The sequence below is a fragment of the Dactylosporangium sp. CA-052675 genome (genome assembly GCF_050947935.1).
Taxonomy (GTDB): domain Bacteria; phylum Actinomycetota; class Actinomycetes; order Mycobacteriales; family Micromonosporaceae; genus Dactylosporangium.
Genome location: NZ_CP192010.1, coordinates 4,755,467 through 4,773,184 on the forward strand (window position 1 = coordinate 4,755,467; position 17,718 = coordinate 4,773,184).

The window sequence follows — 17,718 nt, forward strand, 5'->3', positions numbered from 1 at the left end:
GTGCCCCACCCTCTCCCGGCGCCGCAGGTCCGGCTGCCGGACCTGCTCGCCGACCTGGAAGCGCTCGTGCGCGCCGAGTCGCCGACGGCGGACCGCGCGGCGGCGGCGCGCTGCGCGGACCTGGTGGCGGCCCTGATACACGAGGAGCTGGGGCTCGGTGCGCTGCACGGCATCGCCGTCGGCGGCGCCTCCGACGGCAACCTCACCGCCGGTGCCGGCACACCGACCCTGGACGGCCTCGGCGCCGTCGGAGGCGGCGCCCACGCCGACGACGAACACGTGTCGGTCGAGCACCTCGCGCGGCGCGCGGCGCTGCTCGCGGTGCTCGTACGCGACCTGCTGGCGCCCGGTTCGAAGGACTGACATGACCGATCATCACCCCGACGCCGCCACGGCGACCCGGACCACGGCCGGCGCCGAGCACGCCGTCGAGGCCACGGCGCTGGCCGAGGCGACCGCGGACGCCGCCGGCATCACCGTCGCCGAGCTCGCCACGATCGAGGAGATGACCGAGGCCTGCGCGCTGCTGGACCACATCTGGCGGCCCGACCCCGGCGACCCGCTGATCACCCTGAAGCTGCTGAAGGGGCTGTCGCACTCCGGCAGCTACGTGGCGGGGGTCTTCGCCGGCGGCAGGCTGGCCGGGGCCTGTGTGGGCTTCCTGGCCGCCGACGGCCTCCACTCGCACATCGCCGGCATCGACACCACGCTGCGCGGCCGCCACGCCGGGCTCGCCCTCAAGCTGCACCAGCGGGCCTGGGCGCTGCGCCGCGGCATCGGCCTGATCAGCTGGACGTTCGACCCGCTGGTCAGCCGCAACGCCTACTTCAACCTGAGCAAGCTCGGCGCGGTGCCCACGCGGTACCTGGCGAACTTCTACGGCGCCATGCACGACGAGATCAACGCCGGCACCGAGACCGACCGGCTGCTCGTCCACTGGGACCTCATCCGGCCCGCGGGCGCCGCCCCGCCGCCGGTCGACGGGGCCGTGGCCGGCCTCAGCGTCGGGGCCGACGGCGGCCCGGTCCGCGGCCGTGCCGGCGGCCACCGCGTGCTGGTCGCCGTGCCGGATGACATCGAACGGCTGCGCCGGGCCGACCCGGCCGCCGCGGGCCGGTGGCGAGCCGCGACGCGCGACGTGCTCGGCGGGCTGATGGACACCGGGCACACCGTCGCCGGCTTCACCCGCGACGGCCGGTACGTGATCGAAGGGCGGGACGGGCGATGCGACTGACCGGCGTGGAGCTGCGGCAGATCGCGGTGCCGCTCGTGGCGCCGTTCCGGACCTCGTTCGGCACCCAGCACGCGCGCGAGATCGTCCTGGTCCGCGCGGTGACGGAGGACGGCGAGGGCTGGGGCGAGTGCGGGGCGATGGCGGCGCCGCTGTACTCCCCGGAGTACACGAAAGCCGCCGCCGACGTGCTGCGCGACTACCTGATCCCCGCGCTGGCCACGGTGGCGGACCTCGACCCGTGGCGCGTCGCGCCCGCGCTCGAGCCGATCAAGGGGCACCGGATGGCGAAGGCGGCGCTGGAGACCGCCGTCCTGGACGCCTGGCTCCGCGCGCACGGCATCTCCTTCGCGACGTGGCTCGGCGCGACCCGGGAGCGGGTCGCCGCCGGCGTCTCGGTCGGCATCATGGACTCGATCCCGCGGCTGCTGGACGCCGTCGGCGGCTACCTCGCCGACGGCTACGTCCGGATCAAGCTCAAGATCGAGCCGGGATGGGACGTCGAGCCGGTGCGGGCCGTGCGGGAGCGCTTCGGCGACGAGGTGCCGCTGCAGGTGGACGCCAACACCGCGTACCGGGTCGCCGACGCGCACCACCTGGCCCGGCTGGACCCCTTCGGGCTGCTGCTGATCGAGCAGCCGCTGGACGAGGAGGACATCCGCGGCCACGCGAAGCTGGCCGAGATCGTGCGCACGCCGATCTGCCTCGACGAGTCGATCGTCTCCGCGCGCTCGGCGGCGGACGCGATCGCGCTGGGGGCCTGCTCCGTGGTGAACATCAAGCCCAGCCGGGTCGGCGGCTACCTGGAGGCCCGGCGCGTGCACGACGTGTGCGTCGCCCACGGCGTGCCGGTCTGGTGCGGCGGGATGCTGGAGACCGGCCTCGGGCGCGCGGCGAACGTGGCCCTGGCGGCGCTGCCCGGCTTCACGCTGCCCGGCGACACGTCCGCGTCGGATCGCTACTACGCCACCGACATCACCGAGCCGTTCGTGCTCGCCGACGGGCACCTCGACGTCCCGCGGGAGCCGGGGCTCGGCCGCGAGCCGATCCCCGACCGGCTGGAGCGCGTCACGGTGACGAAGGAGTGGATTACCGTACGATCATGACATCGCCACGGGCCGTGCTGGGGCGGATCCTCACCGACCTCGGCTCGACACTGGTCGAGCTGGTGGCCGGACGCGCGGACCCCGATCGGCCGGTCAGCGGCGTGCTCATCCACGACCCCGGCGACGAGTCGGCGCGCCTGCCCGGCGCCGTCGTGCTCGGCGTGGGCGTCTACGGCGCCGAACCCGTCGCCGCCCTCATCGGCCACGCCCGGGCGATCGGCGCGGCCGCGCTGGTGGTCCGCTCGCCGGTCGCCGCGCAGGGCCCGGTCGCCGAGGCCGCGGCCCGTCACGACCTGCCCGTGCTCGGGCTGACCCCGGGCGCGTCCTGGGCCCAGGTCGCGGCCCTGCTGCGCGCCCTGCTCGCCACCGACGAGGTCGGCACGGTCGGGCGCCCCGGCGAACCCGGCGGCGACGACCCGCTGTCGGGGGACCTGTTCGCGATGGCGAACGCCGCGGCCGGCCTCGTCGGCGGCCCCGTCACGGTCGAGGACCGCGGCGGCCGCGTCCTGGCCTTCTCCAGCCGCCAGGAGGAGGGCGACGAGGCCCGCATCGCGACCATCCTCGACCGGCAGGTCCCCGCCGAGAAGCTGCGCGCGCTCGAGCAACGCGGCGATTTCCAGAATCTGTACCGCACCGACGGCCCCATCTACATCGACGGCATCGCGGGCAAGCCCCGGGCGGCGATCGCGGTCCGCGCCGGCGGCGAGATCCTCGGCTCGATCTGGGTCGTGGTCGACGGCCCGCTGTCCGAGGTCCAGGACCGGGCGCTGCGCGAGTCGGCCAAGCTCGCCGCCCTGCAACTGCTGCGCCGGCGCGGCAGCGCGGACGCCGAGCGCCGGCTGCGGGCGGACCTGCTGGCGACGGTGCTGGAGGGCGGCGCGGGCGCGTCCCGGGCGGCCGCCCGGCTCGGCCTGACGGGCGAGCCGGCGTGCGTGCTGGCCGTGCTGGCCGTCGACGCGTACCCGCCGCCCCGCGATCCCGCGCCGGCCGTCACGCCCGACCGCGTGGCCGCGGGCGACCTGCTCGCCGGGGCGCTGGCCCTGCACCTGAGCGCGATCCACCCGCGCGCCGCCGTCGCGGGCCTCGGCGGCGTCATCTACGCCGTCCTGCCGACCACGTCCGAGGCACGGGCCCAGCGCATCGCCGAGGAGTTCCTCGGCCGCATCGGAACCCGGGTGCCGGCCCTGATCGGCATCGGCCGGGTGGCCGAGCACCCGACCGACCTGCGCCGCTCGCGCGCCGACGGCGACCGCGTGCTGCGGGTGCTCGCCCGGGGGCGCTCCCGGCCGCGGGTCGCGCGGCTCCCCGAGGTCTACGTCGCCTCCCTGCTGGAGGACCTCTCCGATCGCATCGCCGCCGAGGAGGGCGTCCCGGACGTCGCCGTGGTACGCCTGCGCGCGCACGACGCCCGCCACCGGACCGCGTTCACCGAGACCCTCGCGGCATGGCTGGACAGCTTCGGCGACGTCCCCGCCGCCGCCGCGGCGGTCCATGTGCACCCCAACACCTTCCGCTACCGTCTCAAGCGGATCGCCGAGGTGTCGGGCATCGACCTGGCCGACCCCGACGACCGTTTCGAGGCGATGCTGCAGCTGCGGCTCGGCCTGGGAGAGCAGCTGACGTGACGGCCCGGGCCCCGCGACGGCAGATGTGGCCGCTGTACGCGGCGGGGTTCACGACGGCCTTCGGCGCGCACGGCATCGCCGCGAACCTCGGCGGGTTCTCGCCGGACGCGGTCACGTCGCTGCTGGTGCTGGGCGGCCTGCTGGCCCTCTACGACGGCGCCGAGGTGCTGCTCAAGCCGGTGTTCGGCAGCCTCGCCGACCGGGTCGGGGCGCGCCCGCTGCTGCTGGGCGGCCTGGTCGCCTTCGCCGCCGCCTCCGTCGTGTACGTGGTCGCGGACCGGCCGTCGTGGTTGTGGGTCGCCCGGCTGGGCCAGGGCGCGGCGGCATCGGCGTTCTCGCCGGCGGCCTCGGCGCTCGTCGCCCGGCTCAATCCCGCGGCCGGGCACGGCCGGGCGTTCGGCTCCTACGGCTTCGGCAAGTCGATCGGCTACACCCTGGGCCCGCTGCTCGGCGGGGTGCTGGTATGGGCGGGCGACCTGCGCCTGCTGTTCGTCGTGCTGGCGATCCTGGGCGCGGCGGTGGCCGTCTGGGTGGTCGTGGCGGTGCCGGTCGTGCCGCCGCTGCCCAAGACGCGGCAGACGGTGCTGGACCTGGTGCGCCGGTTGACGGAGCGGGCATTCCTGGCCCCGACCGGCGCCCTGGCGGCGGCGACGGCCGCGCTGTCGGTCGGCGTCGGGTTCCTGCCGGTCAGCGGGCGGGCGGCCGGGCTCGGGACGGTGGCGACCGGCGCGGCGGTGTCGGTGCTGGCCGCCTGCGCGGCGGTGGTGCAGCCGTGGGCCGGCCGCGCCCTCGACGACGGGCGGCTGGCCACCCGCACCGGCCTGGGCCTGGGGCTGGCGGTCACCGCCGCGGGCCTGGGCTGCGCGATGCTGCCCGGCCTGGTCGGGGTGCTGGTCGCGGCCGTGCTGATCGGGGTCGGCACCGGGCTGGTGACGCCGCTGGGGTTCGCGGCGCTGGCCGCGGGGACGCCGCCGGAACGGCTGGGCCAGACGATGGGCTCCGCCGAGCTGGGCCGGGAGCTCGGTGACGCCGGCGGGCCGCTGCTGGTGGCGGCGGTGGCCTCGGCGACGGCCCTCATGTACGGGTTCGCGGCGCTCGCCGTGCCGCTCGCGGCCGGAGCGGTGCTCGCGCTCGCGGCCCGGTCCACGCGCGCCCCGACGCCCTAGCCCGGCTCGTCGCCCGCGTCGCCGGCGCCGGCCGTCGGGAGCAGCACGGTGACCGTGGTGCCCGTGCCGGGGTGGGCACACGGGAGCGGCGTCTGTTGCGGATGGTGGTGGGCGCGGCCGGAGCAGCAGCGCAGCCGGCCGCCGTGGGCGGTGACGATCGCGTCGACGAGGGACAGGCCGAGGCCGGTGCCGGGGGTGCTGCGGGCGGTGCCGGCGCGGGCCAAGCGCTCCGCCGCGTGGGGCAGGAACTCGGCCGGCATGCCGGGTCCGCTGTCGTGGACGGGTCAACCGCACCCAGCCGCCGATCGCGGCGGTCGCGAGGGTGATCGGTGGGGCGCCGTGGGCCAGGGCGTTGTCGAGCAGGTTGGCGACGATGCGCTCGAGGCGGGCAGGGTCGATGCGGACCGGCGGCGTGGCGGCGAGCTCCGCGCGCAGTGTCGTGGCGGTGAGGCCGGCGGCGTCGCGGTACCGCCGCAGGATCGGCGCGACCGGGACGGACAGGTCGGTTGGCGGGGTGCTCGCGGCCGGCGCGGGCGGCACGCCGACGGCCAGGAGGCTGTCGGCGAGGGTGATGAGCCCGGCGGTGTCGGTGGCGGCGCGCAGGGCCTCCCGCAGGTCGGCGGCGGGCCGGGGCCGTCGCAGGGCGAGCTCGAGCTCGGCGGCGAGGAGGGTGAGCGGGGTGCAAAGTTCGTGGCTGGCGTCGCTGACGAAGCGCCGCTCCCGCTCCAGCGCGGTGTCCAGGGCCGCGAGCATGTCGTTGAGGGTGCGGCCGAGGCGGGTGAGCTCGTCGTCGCCGGCCGGGACGTCGGGGCGGACGCCGGTGGCGCCGCCGGCGATGCGGGCGGCAACGACGTCACCAACCCGGCCTTCGAGTTCGACGGCGCCTTCGACCCCAACGGCTGACTCGACGCCGCGCTTATCCGTGCCCGGGCGGGGCAGATCGCTCCTCGACCGGTGAGCGGCCGAGCCCCGCGCGGATCCGGCCACAAGGTGAGTCTCTCGTGAAGGTGGGCCCTGGCCGTGCGTGGTTTCTGGGATGCGCTGGCAGCCGGCATCGGTCATCTGACCTTGGCCGAGTGGATTCAGATCGTCTCGGCCATCGGCGCGGTGGCCGCGGCGATCGCCGCCGTCTCGGCCGCCCGCTCGGGGCGGGCCGCGGCCCGGACCGCCGCCAAGCAGCTGCCGGAGCTGCAGCGGCAGGTCGAGATCAACGCGGCTCAGGCGAAGGCCGCCGACGAGCAGGTCGTCCTGGCCCAGGAGATGCTCAAGGCCTCCACGGCGATGGTCGGGGAGGCGGCACGCGCCCGGACGGACGAGCGGGCTCCCCTCGTCGTCGCGCTGCTCGAGGCGCCGAAGTGGCCCCCGCTGCTGGACGCGACGCGGGACCGGATGCCCTACGAGGGCGAGCTGCGACTGCTCGACCAGCGTTGCCTGGCCCAGGCCGAGGCGGCCTCGCCGGCGCAGATCTTCGCGCGCAACGGGGAGCGCAAGGGGCTCCTGTGGTTCCAGACCCGCGGCGTCCTGATCAACGAGGGCGCGACCACCGCACGGGTACGGCTCGACGACGATGCCCAGTTCGTGGAGGAGACCGCCGCGAGGCGGGAGCGGCTCCTCCGGCCGGGCGAGGTAGCCCTGTTCGAGTGGGGCGCGGGCCACACGATCGCGGAGTGGGCGGAGGCCCGCGAGAAGCCCGACCCGCCCAACCCGCTGGGCGCCTGCTTCATGACGATCACCGTGTTCGACTCGTTCGAGCACGGCATCTTCGACCACATTCACGTCGTCATGAGCGGCCGGCCGATCGTCTCGGTGGACGGCTCGTTCGACGAGGTGCGGCTCGCCTCGCGCGAGTCCGAGGCGGACATGGGCGTCACGGTCTTCCCCACCCGGCGCACGTACCGCTCCGACGGCCCGCGGCGGGACCCGCTCCCATGGGACGGCACGTACGCGGCCTGGTGGAAGGAGCGGGGACGACGCACCACCTGAACGCGGCCCGGTCACCCGTTGCGGCGGTCCGGCGGGAGGCGAGCGGCGACGTTGCGACGCCGGCCACGGAGACCAGCGCCAGCCCCGCGCAAGACCCTCAGTACGGCAGCGGCCCCGTCCCGAGACCCTTGACGCTCGCGCGGATCTTGTGGCTCTGCGCGACCGTCGCGTAGCAGCGGTTCGAGCGCTCGCCGGCCTGCCACTCCGACTGGTCGTCGAGGTACGTGAACAGGCCGCGCACGTCGCGGCGCCTGCTCAGGGCCTGCGGCGTCAGCCCGAGCAGGCTCGCGACCAGGGCGTCGCACCGCTTGCCCACGAAGGCCTGCTGCGACTCGTACGCCGGGTACACCCCGTCCGGCTGCTCGATGGAGCCGGCGTACTCGGCGTCGTGCAGGGTCGCGCAGTCGGCCCGCTTCTGGCTGGCGCCGTCGTAGAAGCCCTGCGGGTCGGGGTCCCGGCCGATCAGCGCCGCGCAGCGCTGGGCGACCTTCCCGGGGCCTCCGGGGGCCAGGTCGCCCTTGAGGGTGCCGGTGCGCGCGACGGCGGGGGCGGACCAGTCGGTGCGTTCGAACTCCGCGATGCCGCACACGTAGCCGCGGGCGCCGGCGGCCCAGTCGGCACTGGAGGGGCGGCCGATGTGCAGGAACAGCCAGCCGTTGTGCCAGTCGGCGCCCAGGTACGCGGTGGCGGCCCTGCCGCACTCGGCGTACGCGGCGCGCAGCGCGCCGCTGCCCCAGCCGGGGACCTGCGCGCCGTCGGGGAACCGGCCGGTGCCCACCACCTCGAGCTTGTGCGGCGTGTCGCAGCCGGCCTCCTTGGCGACCGGGTCGGCCTTGTCGGCGTACGCGATGGTGCCGCCCGACGTCAGGCACGCCCCGACCGCGGGCAGCACCTCGACCGGCGACGGCGACGGCGAAGGCCCCGCGTTCGTGCCGGGATCGCCGGCGCCGGAGCACCCGGCCAGCAGGAGGACCGCGGCGGCGGTGACGAGCACGATACGACGCACGGATACGCACACTAGATCAACTGGAGCCGCGCCCGCAGCCCGGCCGGGCCGGTCAGTCGGTGCCGGCGCCGAAGCCGGGGCGGCCCGGCTGCCACTGCGGCTGGGTGTGCACGCCGCGGCGGGAGAAGCCGCGCTGCTCGATCAGCACGCGCCGCAGGAGCCGGCAGGTCTCGCTCTCCCCGGCCACGTACGCCGCGCCCGAGCCGGCGGGCAGGCCCAGATCGGCGACGGCGCGCAGCAGCACCCGGGACCCGACCGCGGGCGTCCGGCCCCGGTGGACCCAGGGCAGCGCGGGCACGCCGGGAAGGCCCGGCACCTCGTCCGCCTCGCTCGCGGACTCGAAGACGCCGATCACCGGGCGCCCCGGGGCCGAGCGGTGCAGCGCGGCTCGCATGGCCAGCAGCGGTACCGCACCCGTCTCGTCCCCGGCGAAGACGTGGAACGCCGCCGACTCGTCCAGCGTGATCTTGGTTCGCGGCGGTTCGAGCGTGACCCGGTCGCCGGGTCCGGCCTCGCGGGCCCAGGCGCAGCCCGGGCCGCCGGCGTCGTGCAGGGCGATGCGCAGCGACAGCAGGGAGCGCGCGGGGTCGTGGCGCCAGATGGAGTACACCCGGCGCGCCTCGCCGTCGCCGGCGGGCACCCGCACCACGAGGTGTGCCCCGGGCCGGACCCGCAGGCGGGGCACGTCGGGGCCGACGAGGTCGATCTCGCGCATCGAGCCCGTGACGTCCCGCACCGCCCGCACCCGCGCCGGCAGGTTCGGCCGGGGGTCGCGCCGCGGGTACGTCACCCCGCGAGACTAACAACCGGGCGGCGGCACGGCCCCCTACACGCCGCCGGACCCGCGCAGCGACCAGCCGACGAGCTGCCGGATCGCCAGGATCGTCGCGGCGACCAGCAGGGGCTCCCAGCCCGGCGCCCCGCTCAGGCGCAGCAGCCCGGCGGCGAGCCAGAAGTCCAGCGCCGTCCGCAGCGCCTCCCGCACGTCGCGGCCCAGCGCCAGGGTGACGGCGCCGCTGACGAGCCCGGCGGCGACGCAGCCCAGCGCGGCGTACCCCAGCAGCACACTCATCCCAGCGAGCCGTCCGCGTCACGGCGCGCCAGCTCGGCCCGCTCCTGCTTGATCTCGCGGCTCAGGAAGTAGTTGAGCGCGGTGCGGATCGCGGCGATGGCGGCGAGCTCGCCGATCTCGCGCAGCGTCGGCGCGATCGCGGTGCGCAGGATGTCCGAGGCGAGCTGGAACTCCAGGCCGAGCGCCAGAAAGCGGCCGAGGCCGAGCCGGATGGGCACGAAGCTCTCGGTGCGGCGGGTGCGGACCGCGGCGACCACGAACCGTCCGAACGCGACGATCGCGCCGACGAAGATGACGATCGCACCGGCGATCTCGACGATCCGGACGAGCAGGTCGACGGCCGAGGCCAGCCACGCCTCGCCGAAGAGGTTGTCCATACCGTGCCGTTGCCCGCCGCCGGCCCGGTCCACACCTTCCGGGGCGCAGTGGCGGACCTTCGGGGCGCAGTGGCGGACCTTCGTGGGCTCAGTGCTGGACGAGGCCGCCGGTCGGGACCGGAGCCACGTGCCCGGTGGCGGGCATCGTCAGCGCCAGGGCGAGACCGATGTCGACGAGCGACGAGCGGCGCAGCCCGGCCACGCCGCGGATCGGGGTCCAGGACGGTTCGGCGGTGTCGCCGTTCGGCTCGGGCCGCAGCGTGCCGCCGGCGACCTGGACCCGGTAGAAGACGCCGACGTTCTGGTGCGCGATGCCGCCGCGGGCCTCGGCGGGCGGGATCACGCGCGAGTCGACGCCGAGCAGCCGGGCGACCACGCCCGTGTAGCCGGTCTCCTCCAGCAGCTCCCGCAGCACCGCGTCGAAGGGGTCCTCCCCGTGCTCGACGCGGCCGCCGGGCAGCGTCCACACCGGGCCGCAGCGGGCGAGCAGGACCCGGCCGGCCTCGATGCACAGCGCGTACGCCGCCAGCCGGAAACTCATTCCTGGACCGTATCTGGTAGGAACAGGCATGGCTTCGTTGCGCGGTGCCGGGCGGGGGATGGCGATCGCGACCGCGGTGTCGCGGGTCGCGGGGTTCGCGCGGATCGGGGTGCTCATCGCGGCGCTCGGGCTCGGGACCCGGCTGCTGGACACGTACAACGTGGCGAACACGCTGCCCAACGCGGTCTTCGAGCTCGTCGTCGGCGGGGCGATGGCCAGTGTCGTCGTGCCGCTGCTCGCGCGGGCGGCGGTCACCGAGGCCGACGACGGCGTCGTGTACGCGCAACGGCTGCTGTCGCTCATGGTGTACGGGCTGAGCCTCGTCACCGTCGTGGCCGTCGTCGCCGCGCCGTGGCTCGTGGACGCGTACGCGCCGGGCTTCACCGGCCCGCAGCGCCACCTCGCCGTGGTGTTCAGCTGGTACTTCCTGCCGCAGATCCTGGCCTACGGCGTCGGGGCCACGGCCGGGGCCGTGCTCAACATGCGCGGGCGGTTCGCCGCGCCCGCGTGGGCGCCGCTCGTCAACAGCCTCATCGTGATCGCGGTCGGCGGCGTGTACCTCGCGATCGGGGGCGGCACGAGCATCGACGGGCTCACGACGGTACACCTGACGCTGCTCGCGCTCGGAACGACCGCCGGCGTCGTCGGGCAGAGCGCGCTCGTCGTCGTCGCGCTCGCGCGCAGCGGCTTCCCGTTGCGGCTGCACCTGGACCCGCGGGGCATCGCGGTGCGGCGGATCGGCCGCCTCGGCGCGTGGGTGCTGCTGTCGGTCCTCGGGGCGCAGGTGATGCTCGCGGCGGCCACGCGGGCGGCGTCGCTGAGCGGGCCCGGCGGGGTCACGTCGTACCAGACCGCGTACGCGATCTTCCAGGTCCCCGTCGCCGTCATCGCCATGTCGGTGATGACCGCGATGCTGCCCCGCCTCAGCCGCAGCGCCGCCCGCCGCGACCACGAGCGCGTCATCGGCGACCTGTCCCTCGCGGTGCGGGTCGCGGCCGTCGCGCTGGCGCCGGCCGCCGCGGGCATGCTCGTGCTCGGCGAGCCCGCCGCCGCGCTCGTGTTCGGCCACGGCCCCAGCGTCACCATGCTCGGCGTCGTGGTGGCCGCGTTCGGGCCGGCACTCCTGCCGTTCGCGGCGTACACGATCCTGCAGCGCGGCTTCTACGCGCTGCAGGACACGCGGTCGCCGGCCCTGATCGCCGCGGCGGTCAGCATCGTCGGCGTGGCCGGCTGCGCGGCCGCTACGTGGCTGCTGCCGGCCGCGGACATCGTGGTCGGGGTGCCGCTCGCCTACGCCGCGGCCTACACGGCCGGCCTGGTCGCGACCGCGCTCGTGCTGCGCCGCCGCCTCGGCCGCATCGACGGGCACCGGATCGTGCGCACCCACGCGAAGGTCCTCGTCGCGGCGGCGGTGGCGGGCGTGGGCGCGGCGCTCGCGGGCGGCGTCATGACCGCGGTGCCCGCGGGGCTGGTCGGGCTCGTGCTCTACCTGGCTGTCGCGGCCGCGCTGCGCCTCACGGAACTGCGGCAGCTGCGCTTCTGATCGTGACACCCGGCCAGTACCTTCGGCGCCGCGTATCTTCGGTCGCCCGCGTGATGACCTGGCTCGTCGCGGTGGTCGCCGCACCGGTGTGCGGCGCGGGTGACAGCACAGGGCTGTGACCGGCGGCTGGTCGATCCGGCGTGGCATCATGCCCGAATGGCGGTCGTTCACGCCCTCGCGGCGTTGCCGAAGGCCCACGTACATGTCCATCTCGACGGGGCGATGCGCCGCTCGACGCTGCTGGAGCTGGCCGACCGCGCGGGAGTCGCCGCCGTCCTGCCCAGCGGCTACGGCTCGTTCGCGGCGTTCACCGACACCATCACCGCCGCGGCCGCGTGCCTGCGCACGCCGGCGGACGCGCGGCGGCTGGTCCATGAGATCGTCGAGGACGCCGCGCTCGCCGGGGCCGTCTGGGTCGAGCCGTCGATGTGGCCGGGCCTGTTCGGCGGGCGCCTGGGCACCGACGCCGACGTCCTGGACGTCGTGCTCGACGCCGGACGGGCCGCCCAGGATCGCTACGGCGTCGGGTTCGGACTCGTCGTGGCGGCCAACCGCAACCGGCCACCGCACGAGGCCGTCGCGCTGGCCCGGCTCGCCGTCCGCCGCCGCGACGACGGCGTCGTCGGGTTCGGCCTGGACGGCGACGAGACCGCGGCACCGGGCCCGCTGTTCGCCGAGGCGTTCACCATGGCCCGCGACGGTGGCCTGCTCGCCGTCCCCCACGCCGGTGAACTGACCGGTCCGTCGTCGGTGCGGGACGCGATCGAGGTGCTCGGCGCCGACCGGATCATGCACGGCGTGGCGGCAGCGGCCGACCCCGTGCTCCTCGACCGTCTGACCGCCGGCGACATCGCGCTCGACGTGTGCCCGACGAGCAACGTGATGCTCTCCGTCGTCCCGTCGCTGGCCCGGCACCCGCTTGCGGCCCTGCTGGGCCGGGGCGTGCCGTGCAGCATCAACGCCGACGACCCGCTGCTGTTCGACACGGATCTGCTCGCCGAGTACACCCGGGCGCGGGACCACCTCGGCCTCACGGCCGTGCAACTGGCCGCCTGCGCGCGAACGTCGCTGCGTCACAGCGGAGCCCCCGACGAGCTGATCGCATCGGCCCTGGCCGACATCGACACCTGGCTCCAACACTGAGACCGTCACCCGTCGTGATCCACCATGCACCGGCGGCCGCGCGCCCAGCGGTATGTCCGTGCAGCCGATCAAGCGGCTTTGACGGGCGTGACGCTCGATCGGCGGCGCAACGTACTGTCGCGGGCGTGCTCTTCGTCTACCGGACGCATTACGAGGGTCCGCTGAGCCTGCGGGTCCGGCAGATCCCCGACGCCAGCGTGTTGGGCTGGTTCCGGCGGGGCTGGGACTGCGACGACCCGTGGGACTGGATCGACGCGGAGCTCGGCGGCCACGTGTACGGCCTCGGCTCGATCTTCGAGGCCGCGCGCGCGAACGGACAGCCCCCGCCGCAGACGGTCGGCGAGCTGGGCACGCTGCTGCGCGCTCAGCGGTACGTCGAAGGCGGCACCGACGACGTCCGGCTCGACGAGCACAGTCTGCGCGTGCGTGACGACGACGACGAGGTCGAACTGGCCTACTTCTTCCTCGACGACGAGGTGGTGGCAGCCCGCGGCGACCGGCTCGCCTACCTGCTGCACTCCTGGCCGCTGCCCGGCGACGCGGACGCGCCGGCGGCGTTCGACCCGGGCTGCCCGGTGACCGTCGCGACACCGGCCGGTCGCGGCGACGCCACGACGTACGCGGTGTTCCTCACTCACTACGACGGCAGGACCCTGGCCCGCATGGCGCCGCTCGCGTTCCCCGGCGTCGACCTGCCGGGCGTGGCCGGTCACCTGCGCACCGCCGACCCCGGCGACGACTGGCCGGAGGAACTGCTCGTCCTGCGGGCGCTCGTCGCGCCGGACGAAACCACCGTCGAGCCGGCGCTGCAGCGGTGCAACCACTGGCCGGGCTTCAACCTCAACGACACCCCGTGGCCGCGGGGCATGCCGGACGCGCACGCCGCCGTGCACCGTGAGGCCGTCGAACTGATCGAGGTTGGCGAGTGCACCCATGAGCGAAACCCCGACGCGTCCCTGCTCCACGTCGCCGAGCACCTCGCCCAGCTGGCGATGCACTGCAACGAGCCGTTCGGCTACCAGCAATGGTTCCTGTTCGACACCGCCTGGGCGGCCGCACATCCGGACCTGGCGCGCTCGCTGCTGCGGTACGCCGGACACTGGGACCCGCTCGACTGATAGGCCGTCCTACCGAGACGTTCCAGCAACCGGAGGCGATGACATGACCGGCCGGCCGGCGACCCTCGACGAGCTGTTCGGTGACGACCTGTCGCACCAAGGAACCCGCCACCCGGCCACGCCCGAACGTAACATCAGGTGCACTGTCTTCGGCAGGACAGGAGGTCTCGGCCTCGCCGAGCGAGTCACCGTCTGGGACGAACATTGGCCGACCGCCGCGCACCAACGGCGGCTTGAGCGCGCGTTTCCTACTTGGGGCCGTGCCAGAAGTCGCCGTCTCGGTCAAAGAGCCGGTTCGTCAGGGTCTGCGCTCGCTCCAGCCACATCGCAACCGACGCTGCCGTGGAATCCTCGGGTCGGGCAAGCCAGTCGGTTGCGGCCTGCCGAAGGGCGGCGTGTGCGTCTGCGACTGGCGTCTTGCCGGTCTCGAAGAGGTCCGCGAGTTCCGCCCAGGCCCGGTAGAGCGGGCCACCGTGTGGCAGCCAGTCCGACGCATCCAGGAAGCGTCCCGGGATGTTGACGGCGACCTTGTACGCATCCCAAGGCTGCGCGGCATCGAGGATTGCCTGAGCGAGCGGATCTATCTCGGCTGAAAGCAGCTGAGACTCCCGTTCTTGATCCTGGTCGGAGGCCACGGTTCATCTTCCCCCAGCGGGCCACGCGGATCGCGGCATGGGCGCGCGGCTGATCAAGCGGTGGTCGCCGATTCTCGGGTGCTGCGGACGCGCCGCGCGGGGCGCTGATGGGCACGCCTCCGACCTGGTGGTCCGCCGCCGGCCCACGTGGTGGGCCGGCGGCGGCACGGGTCAGTTCTTCAGGGACGACATCCAGCTACGCAGCTGGCGGACCTGGCGGTCGAGCTCGCCGCGCGCCTCGCCGGTGCCCGCGGCGGGCGAGCCGGCGATCGCCGTGAGCTTGTTGAGCGACGTGCCGGCGGCGTTGTAGTCCTGCCGCAGGTAGGCCGCCTGGGCCTCGTCGAGCAGCGCGGCGGCGGCCGTGGCGGACTCGGGCGTCAGGGCGCCGGAGGCGATGAACGTACGGGTCTGCCGGAAGGTCGAGCAGTTGGCGTCGCTCTGCCCGGCCGTCCAGTTGATGCCCGCCAGCAGGATCTGGGTGAACGGGTCGCGGCTGTACTGCGCCCGGTCGTGGCCGAGGATGAGCGAGAACGCGCGGCCGCCGTCGTACTCCTGGCACCACGCGATCGGGTGGTCGCCGCCCATGAGCGGCAGCGGGTTGGTCGCGGCGTTGCCGCTGTTGAGGCTGCGCCGGTAGGACTCCTCGTCGAGGCTCAGCAGCGTGTGGACCTCGGCGCGCGGGTTGTGGTCGAAGTTGTACAGCTCGTCGATGGTCAGCCAGGTCTTCGGCAGGTGCGCGGTGGCCGGGTTCGTGCTGTCCTCGGTGTTGACCCGCACGTTGATGCAGCTGCCACAGGTGCCTTCGCCGTTCTGCCCGCCCGGGTGGTTGGTGAACCACGCGCCGACCAGGTCGCGGTACCAGGGAACGTTGTGGATCGCGTCGGACGCGCCGTGCAGCGCGACGTAGCCGCCACCGGCCCGGATGTACTCCTGGAACGCGGCCAGCTCGGCGGCGTTGAGCGCGTCCGCGCTCGCCGGGCTGTTCGCGTTGGTCCCGTCGACCGGCGAGGAGAAGACGATGGTCTTGTACTTCGCGAGGTCGGCACCCGAGGTGAACGGCGTGCTCGCCAGCGACGCCGGGGCGAGCCGCGGGTCCCAGATGTCGACGTCGAATCCGTGCTGCTGACCCCATTGCTGGACGAGCAGTGCGGTGTCCGGGATGTGGTCGTGCCGGAAGCCCTTGGTGGCCGAGAAGTACAGGATCCGGAACTTGGCCCCGGGGAAGTTGGTCGACGCCGCGAGCGGAACGACGGGCGCGATCGGGTCGGGCCCCGCGACGGGCGTGACGATCATGCCGGTCTCCGGATCGTCCGGCAGCGTGCCGGCGATCTGCTGCTGCAGGTACCGGGCATCGCCGACGAGCGTGTCCCGGACCTGGCCGGGCTTCGACCCGCCCTGGGCGGTGGCGACGAACTGGTTGAGGGCCCGCTTCGCCTGGTTGGCGTTGCCCGCCCCGGCGAGGCTCGCCGCCTCGGTCAGCTTGGCGTGCAGGTCGGCCGCGAGGCCGGCATCGATCGCGCCGCTGCTCGCGAAGCCGTCGATGAGGGTGCCGAGCTCGCCGAACGACGTGGTGACCACGAACGTCTGGTCGAACCGCGCCGCGTTGCCGGCCGCGTCGCTGGCCACCACGCTGATCGTGTGGGCGCCCGTCGACAGGGTCGAGGTGTTCACCGGCAGCGGGGTCGTCTCGGTCTGGTCGATCCACATCTTCTGGATGAACACGCCGCCGGAGCCGGGAGCGGGATCCGTCCTGGTCGGGATCAGGGTGGCGGTGTGGCCGACCTTCCCGGCGACGATGCCGGGCCAGCTGACGACCGGGGCGACGGTGTCGATCCGGACGGTGATGGTGCGGGTCGTCTCGACCGAGTTGTCACCGCTGACGGCGCGGTACCCGACGGTCGTGGAGCCTTGCTGCGTGATCTGCACCGACCTGGCCAGCGCGGCGGGGTAGGGGGCGCCGGCGGCCACCGCGGTCTGGAAGGGCGCCGTGTTGCCGAGGCGGTATTCCAGGCGCTGTACGCCGCCGACCCCGTCGGTCGCGGACAGGTTCAGCGTGACCGGTCCTCGGTACCAGTTGTTGGTGCCGGTTGCGACAGCCGGCGTGAGCGTGGCCGGCGCGCTGGCCGGCGCCGCCCATGCCGAGGAGGCGAGCACGAGCGACCCGGCTGAGACGGACGCGACCGGCAGGGCGACGGCGACCAGGCAGCGGACCAGACGACGGCCAGGGCCGCCGGCCTCGTGGGCGGTCGGAGGTTGGCTGGACATGCACTTCCTTCCAGTTCCGTGTGGGGACGCGGAAGCGGGCCTCGACGAGCGAGCGCGCGGGGCGAGCGGCAGACCCCCTGTCGGACGGGGGTCAGGGTGTTGCCGGCTCGCCGGTCGCGCCGCGGCTTCGAAGCGTCCCGGGGGGGTGTGGGGGCTGGAGAACGATGACCTTGAACGCACGGTCGGCAGAATCGTAGCCCAGAACAAAAGTAATTAGTATTCCTTGATAACTTTCACTCATTCGAGCAAAAGTTATCGCTGTGCGGCGAAATGCCAGGTGGCTTTCTGCACAGTCGCGCCAGGTCGGGCTGTCGATTCCGGCGTCGCCGCGGCAGCAGGGCTACGTCGCCGGCGCCCTACCGCGCGTGCGGCAGGCCGTAGTTGTCGGACCACGCCCGTTTCAGGTCGTCCTCGTTCCAGTGCCCGAACGTGTAGGCGGGCGAGTCCACCGGCAGCGCCCGGTCGACCCGGATCAGTACTGCCTCGTGGCACGGATAGTCGGGGCCGTGGGTGTCCAGGACCCACTGGCGGGACGATGCGTACACGGGGTCGCCCTCGCCGCGCAGCTCGGCGCTTCCCCTGAAGCGGTAGCCACGCCGCAGCAGGAAGTCGACCACGTTCACCTCGAGCCGCGGGTCGCGCCGCAGGTTCGCCACCGTCGTGGGCGAGGCCATGTTCATGAACACCAGATGGTCATCGTCGTAGACGCGCAGGGAGCCTTTCGGCGAGAGGTTCGGGAAGCCGTCCTCGCAGACCGTCGCCACGAACGCGAGCCTCGCGCTGTCGATGATCTTCCGCATGTCCTCCGTGATGATGCCCACCGCTGCCCAGCCCTTCGTACCGCACCTGCGTGTCCGGGCCGCGGTACCCACATTTTCGGGGATCCGCACTTCTCACCTGGGCGCGC

The 17,718-nt window shown here is 74.4% G+C and carries 19 protein-coding genes and 1 pseudogene; 10 read left to right on the top strand and 10 right to left on the bottom strand.

Going from position 1 to position 17,718, the window contains the following annotated elements; translation table 11 throughout:
- Genes ACQP1P_RS21815 through ACQP1P_RS21835 form a run of 5 tightly spaced genes read left to right on the top strand, consistent with a single transcriptional unit; the run spans nt 1 to nt 5,128 of the window.
- Entirely contained in the window at nt 1–363 is a 363-nt protein-coding gene (locus ACQP1P_RS21815) for a M20/M25/M40 family metallo-hydrolase (RefSeq protein WP_433088870.1), read from the top strand.
- Between the two features lies 1 nt (nt 364).
- Nucleotides 365–1,234 (top strand): GNAT family N-acetyltransferase, encoded by an 870-nt coding sequence (locus ACQP1P_RS21820; RefSeq protein ID WP_433088872.1) that lies wholly within the window; start codon nt 365–367, stop codon nt 1,232–1,234.
- Nucleotides 1,225–2,337 carry an o-succinylbenzoate synthase gene (menC, locus tag ACQP1P_RS21825; RefSeq protein WP_433088873.1) on the top strand — a complete coding sequence of 371 codons (1,113 nt, stop codon included), beginning with the start codon at nt 1,225–1,227 and terminating at the stop codon, nt 2,335–2,337. Before ACQP1P_RS21820 ends, menC begins: the two co-directional genes overlap by 10 nt.
- Nucleotides 2,334–3,962 carry a PucR family transcriptional regulator gene (locus tag ACQP1P_RS21830; RefSeq protein WP_433088875.1) on the top strand — a complete coding sequence of 543 codons (1,629 nt, stop codon included), beginning with the start codon at nt 2,334–2,336 and terminating at the stop codon, nt 3,960–3,962. The genes menC and ACQP1P_RS21830 overlap by 4 nt, the downstream gene beginning before the upstream one ends.
- The gene (locus ACQP1P_RS21835) at nt 3,959–5,128 is read left to right on the top strand and encodes an MFS transporter (RefSeq protein ID WP_433088877.1); all 1,170 of its coding nucleotides are present in this window, start codon (nt 3,959–3,961) and stop codon (nt 5,126–5,128) included. Before ACQP1P_RS21830 ends, ACQP1P_RS21835 begins: the two co-directional genes overlap by 4 nt.
- On the opposite strand, the gene ACQP1P_RS21840 is transcribed toward ACQP1P_RS21835, so the two are convergent.
- Nucleotides 5,125–5,388, bottom strand: coding sequence for an ATP-binding protein (locus tag ACQP1P_RS21840; protein ID WP_433088879.1), 264 nt, complete (start codon nt 5,386–5,388; stop codon nt 5,125–5,127). The genes ACQP1P_RS21835 and ACQP1P_RS21840 overlap by 4 nt on opposite strands.
- A 79-nt stretch (nt 5,389–5,467) precedes the next feature.
- Here ACQP1P_RS21840 and ACQP1P_RS21845 point away from each other — a divergent pair, with 79 nt between their 5' ends.
- A complete protein-coding gene (locus tag ACQP1P_RS21845) occupies nt 5,468–6,031 on the top strand; it encodes a hypothetical protein (protein ID WP_433088881.1) in 564 nt (187 codons plus the stop codon).
- Here the strand turns inward: ACQP1P_RS21845 and ACQP1P_RS21850 are convergent.
- Nucleotides 5,918–6,190: pseudogene (locus ACQP1P_RS21850) on the bottom strand (hypothetical protein); the annotation flags it as partial. The gene ACQP1P_RS21845 and the pseudogene ACQP1P_RS21850 overlap by 114 nt on opposite strands.
- On the opposite strand from ACQP1P_RS21850, the gene ACQP1P_RS21855 reads away from it, so the two are divergent.
- Entirely contained in the window at nt 6,149–7,111 is a 963-nt protein-coding gene (locus ACQP1P_RS21855; RefSeq protein ID WP_433088883.1) for a hypothetical protein, read from the top strand. The pseudogene ACQP1P_RS21850 and the gene ACQP1P_RS21855 sit on opposite strands and share 42 nt — an antisense overlap.
- Before the next feature lie 97 nt (nt 7,112–7,208).
- Here the strand turns inward: ACQP1P_RS21855 and ACQP1P_RS21860 are convergent, their stop codons facing one another.
- From ACQP1P_RS21860 to ACQP1P_RS21880, 5 genes are all read right to left on the bottom strand, one after another.
- Entirely contained in the window at nt 7,209–8,117 is a 909-nt protein-coding gene (locus ACQP1P_RS21860) for a septum formation family protein (RefSeq protein WP_433088885.1), read from the bottom strand.
- Nucleotides 8,118–8,169: 52 nt separating this feature from the next.
- Entirely contained in the window at nt 8,170–8,907 is a 738-nt protein-coding gene (locus tag ACQP1P_RS21865; protein WP_433088886.1) for a siderophore-interacting protein, read from the bottom strand.
- A gap of 36 nt (nt 8,908–8,943) precedes the next feature.
- Entirely contained in the window at nt 8,944–9,189 is a 246-nt protein-coding gene (locus ACQP1P_RS21870; RefSeq protein ID WP_433088887.1) for a hypothetical protein, read from the bottom strand.
- A complete protein-coding gene (locus ACQP1P_RS21875; protein ID WP_433088889.1) occupies nt 9,186–9,566 on the bottom strand; it encodes a DUF1622 domain-containing protein in 381 nt (126 codons plus the stop codon). Before ACQP1P_RS21875 ends, ACQP1P_RS21870 begins: the two co-directional genes overlap by 4 nt.
- Before the next feature lie 88 nt (nt 9,567–9,654).
- Entirely contained in the window at nt 9,655–10,107 is a 453-nt protein-coding gene (locus ACQP1P_RS21880; RefSeq protein WP_433088891.1) for an NUDIX hydrolase, read from the bottom strand.
- A 58-nt stretch (nt 10,108–10,165) separates the two neighbouring features.
- On the opposite strand from ACQP1P_RS21880, the gene murJ reads away from it, so the two are divergent.
- The 3 genes from murJ to ACQP1P_RS21895 all read left to right on the top strand — a co-directional run bounded on the left by murJ (nt 10,166) and on the right by ACQP1P_RS21895 (nt 13,911).
- Nucleotides 10,166–11,650 (top strand): murein biosynthesis integral membrane protein MurJ, encoded by a 1,485-nt coding sequence (gene murJ, locus ACQP1P_RS21885; protein ID WP_433090077.1) that lies wholly within the window; start codon nt 10,166–10,168, stop codon nt 11,648–11,650.
- A 156-nt stretch (nt 11,651–11,806) separates the two neighbouring features.
- The gene (gene add / locus ACQP1P_RS21890) at nt 11,807–12,793 is read left to right on the top strand and encodes an adenosine deaminase (RefSeq protein ID WP_433088892.1); all 987 of its coding nucleotides are present in this window, start codon (nt 11,807–11,809) and stop codon (nt 12,791–12,793) included.
- Between the two features lie 125 nt (nt 12,794–12,918).
- Nucleotides 12,919–13,911 carry a hypothetical protein gene (locus tag ACQP1P_RS21895; RefSeq protein ID WP_433088894.1) on the top strand — a complete coding sequence of 331 codons (993 nt, stop codon included), beginning with the start codon at nt 12,919–12,921 and terminating at the stop codon, nt 13,909–13,911.
- Nucleotides 13,912–14,159: 248 nt separating this feature from the next.
- On the opposite strand, the gene ACQP1P_RS21900 is transcribed toward ACQP1P_RS21895, so the two are convergent.
- The 3 genes from ACQP1P_RS21900 to ACQP1P_RS21910 form a co-directional block, all read right to left on the bottom strand.
- A complete protein-coding gene (locus ACQP1P_RS21900; RefSeq protein WP_433088896.1) occupies nt 14,160–14,546 on the bottom strand; it encodes a hypothetical protein in 387 nt (128 codons plus the stop codon).
- Between the two features lie 171 nt (nt 14,547–14,717).
- Nucleotides 14,718–16,811, bottom strand: a complete 2,094-nt coding sequence (locus tag ACQP1P_RS21905; RefSeq protein WP_433088898.1) for a ThuA domain-containing protein — start codon at nt 16,809–16,811, stop codon at nt 14,718–14,720.
- 356 nt (nt 16,812–17,167) lie between these two features.
- A complete protein-coding gene (locus ACQP1P_RS21910; protein ID WP_433088900.1) occupies nt 17,168–17,611 on the bottom strand; it encodes a pyridoxamine 5'-phosphate oxidase family protein in 444 nt (147 codons plus the stop codon).
- Between the last annotated feature and the right edge of the window lie 107 nt (nt 17,612–17,718).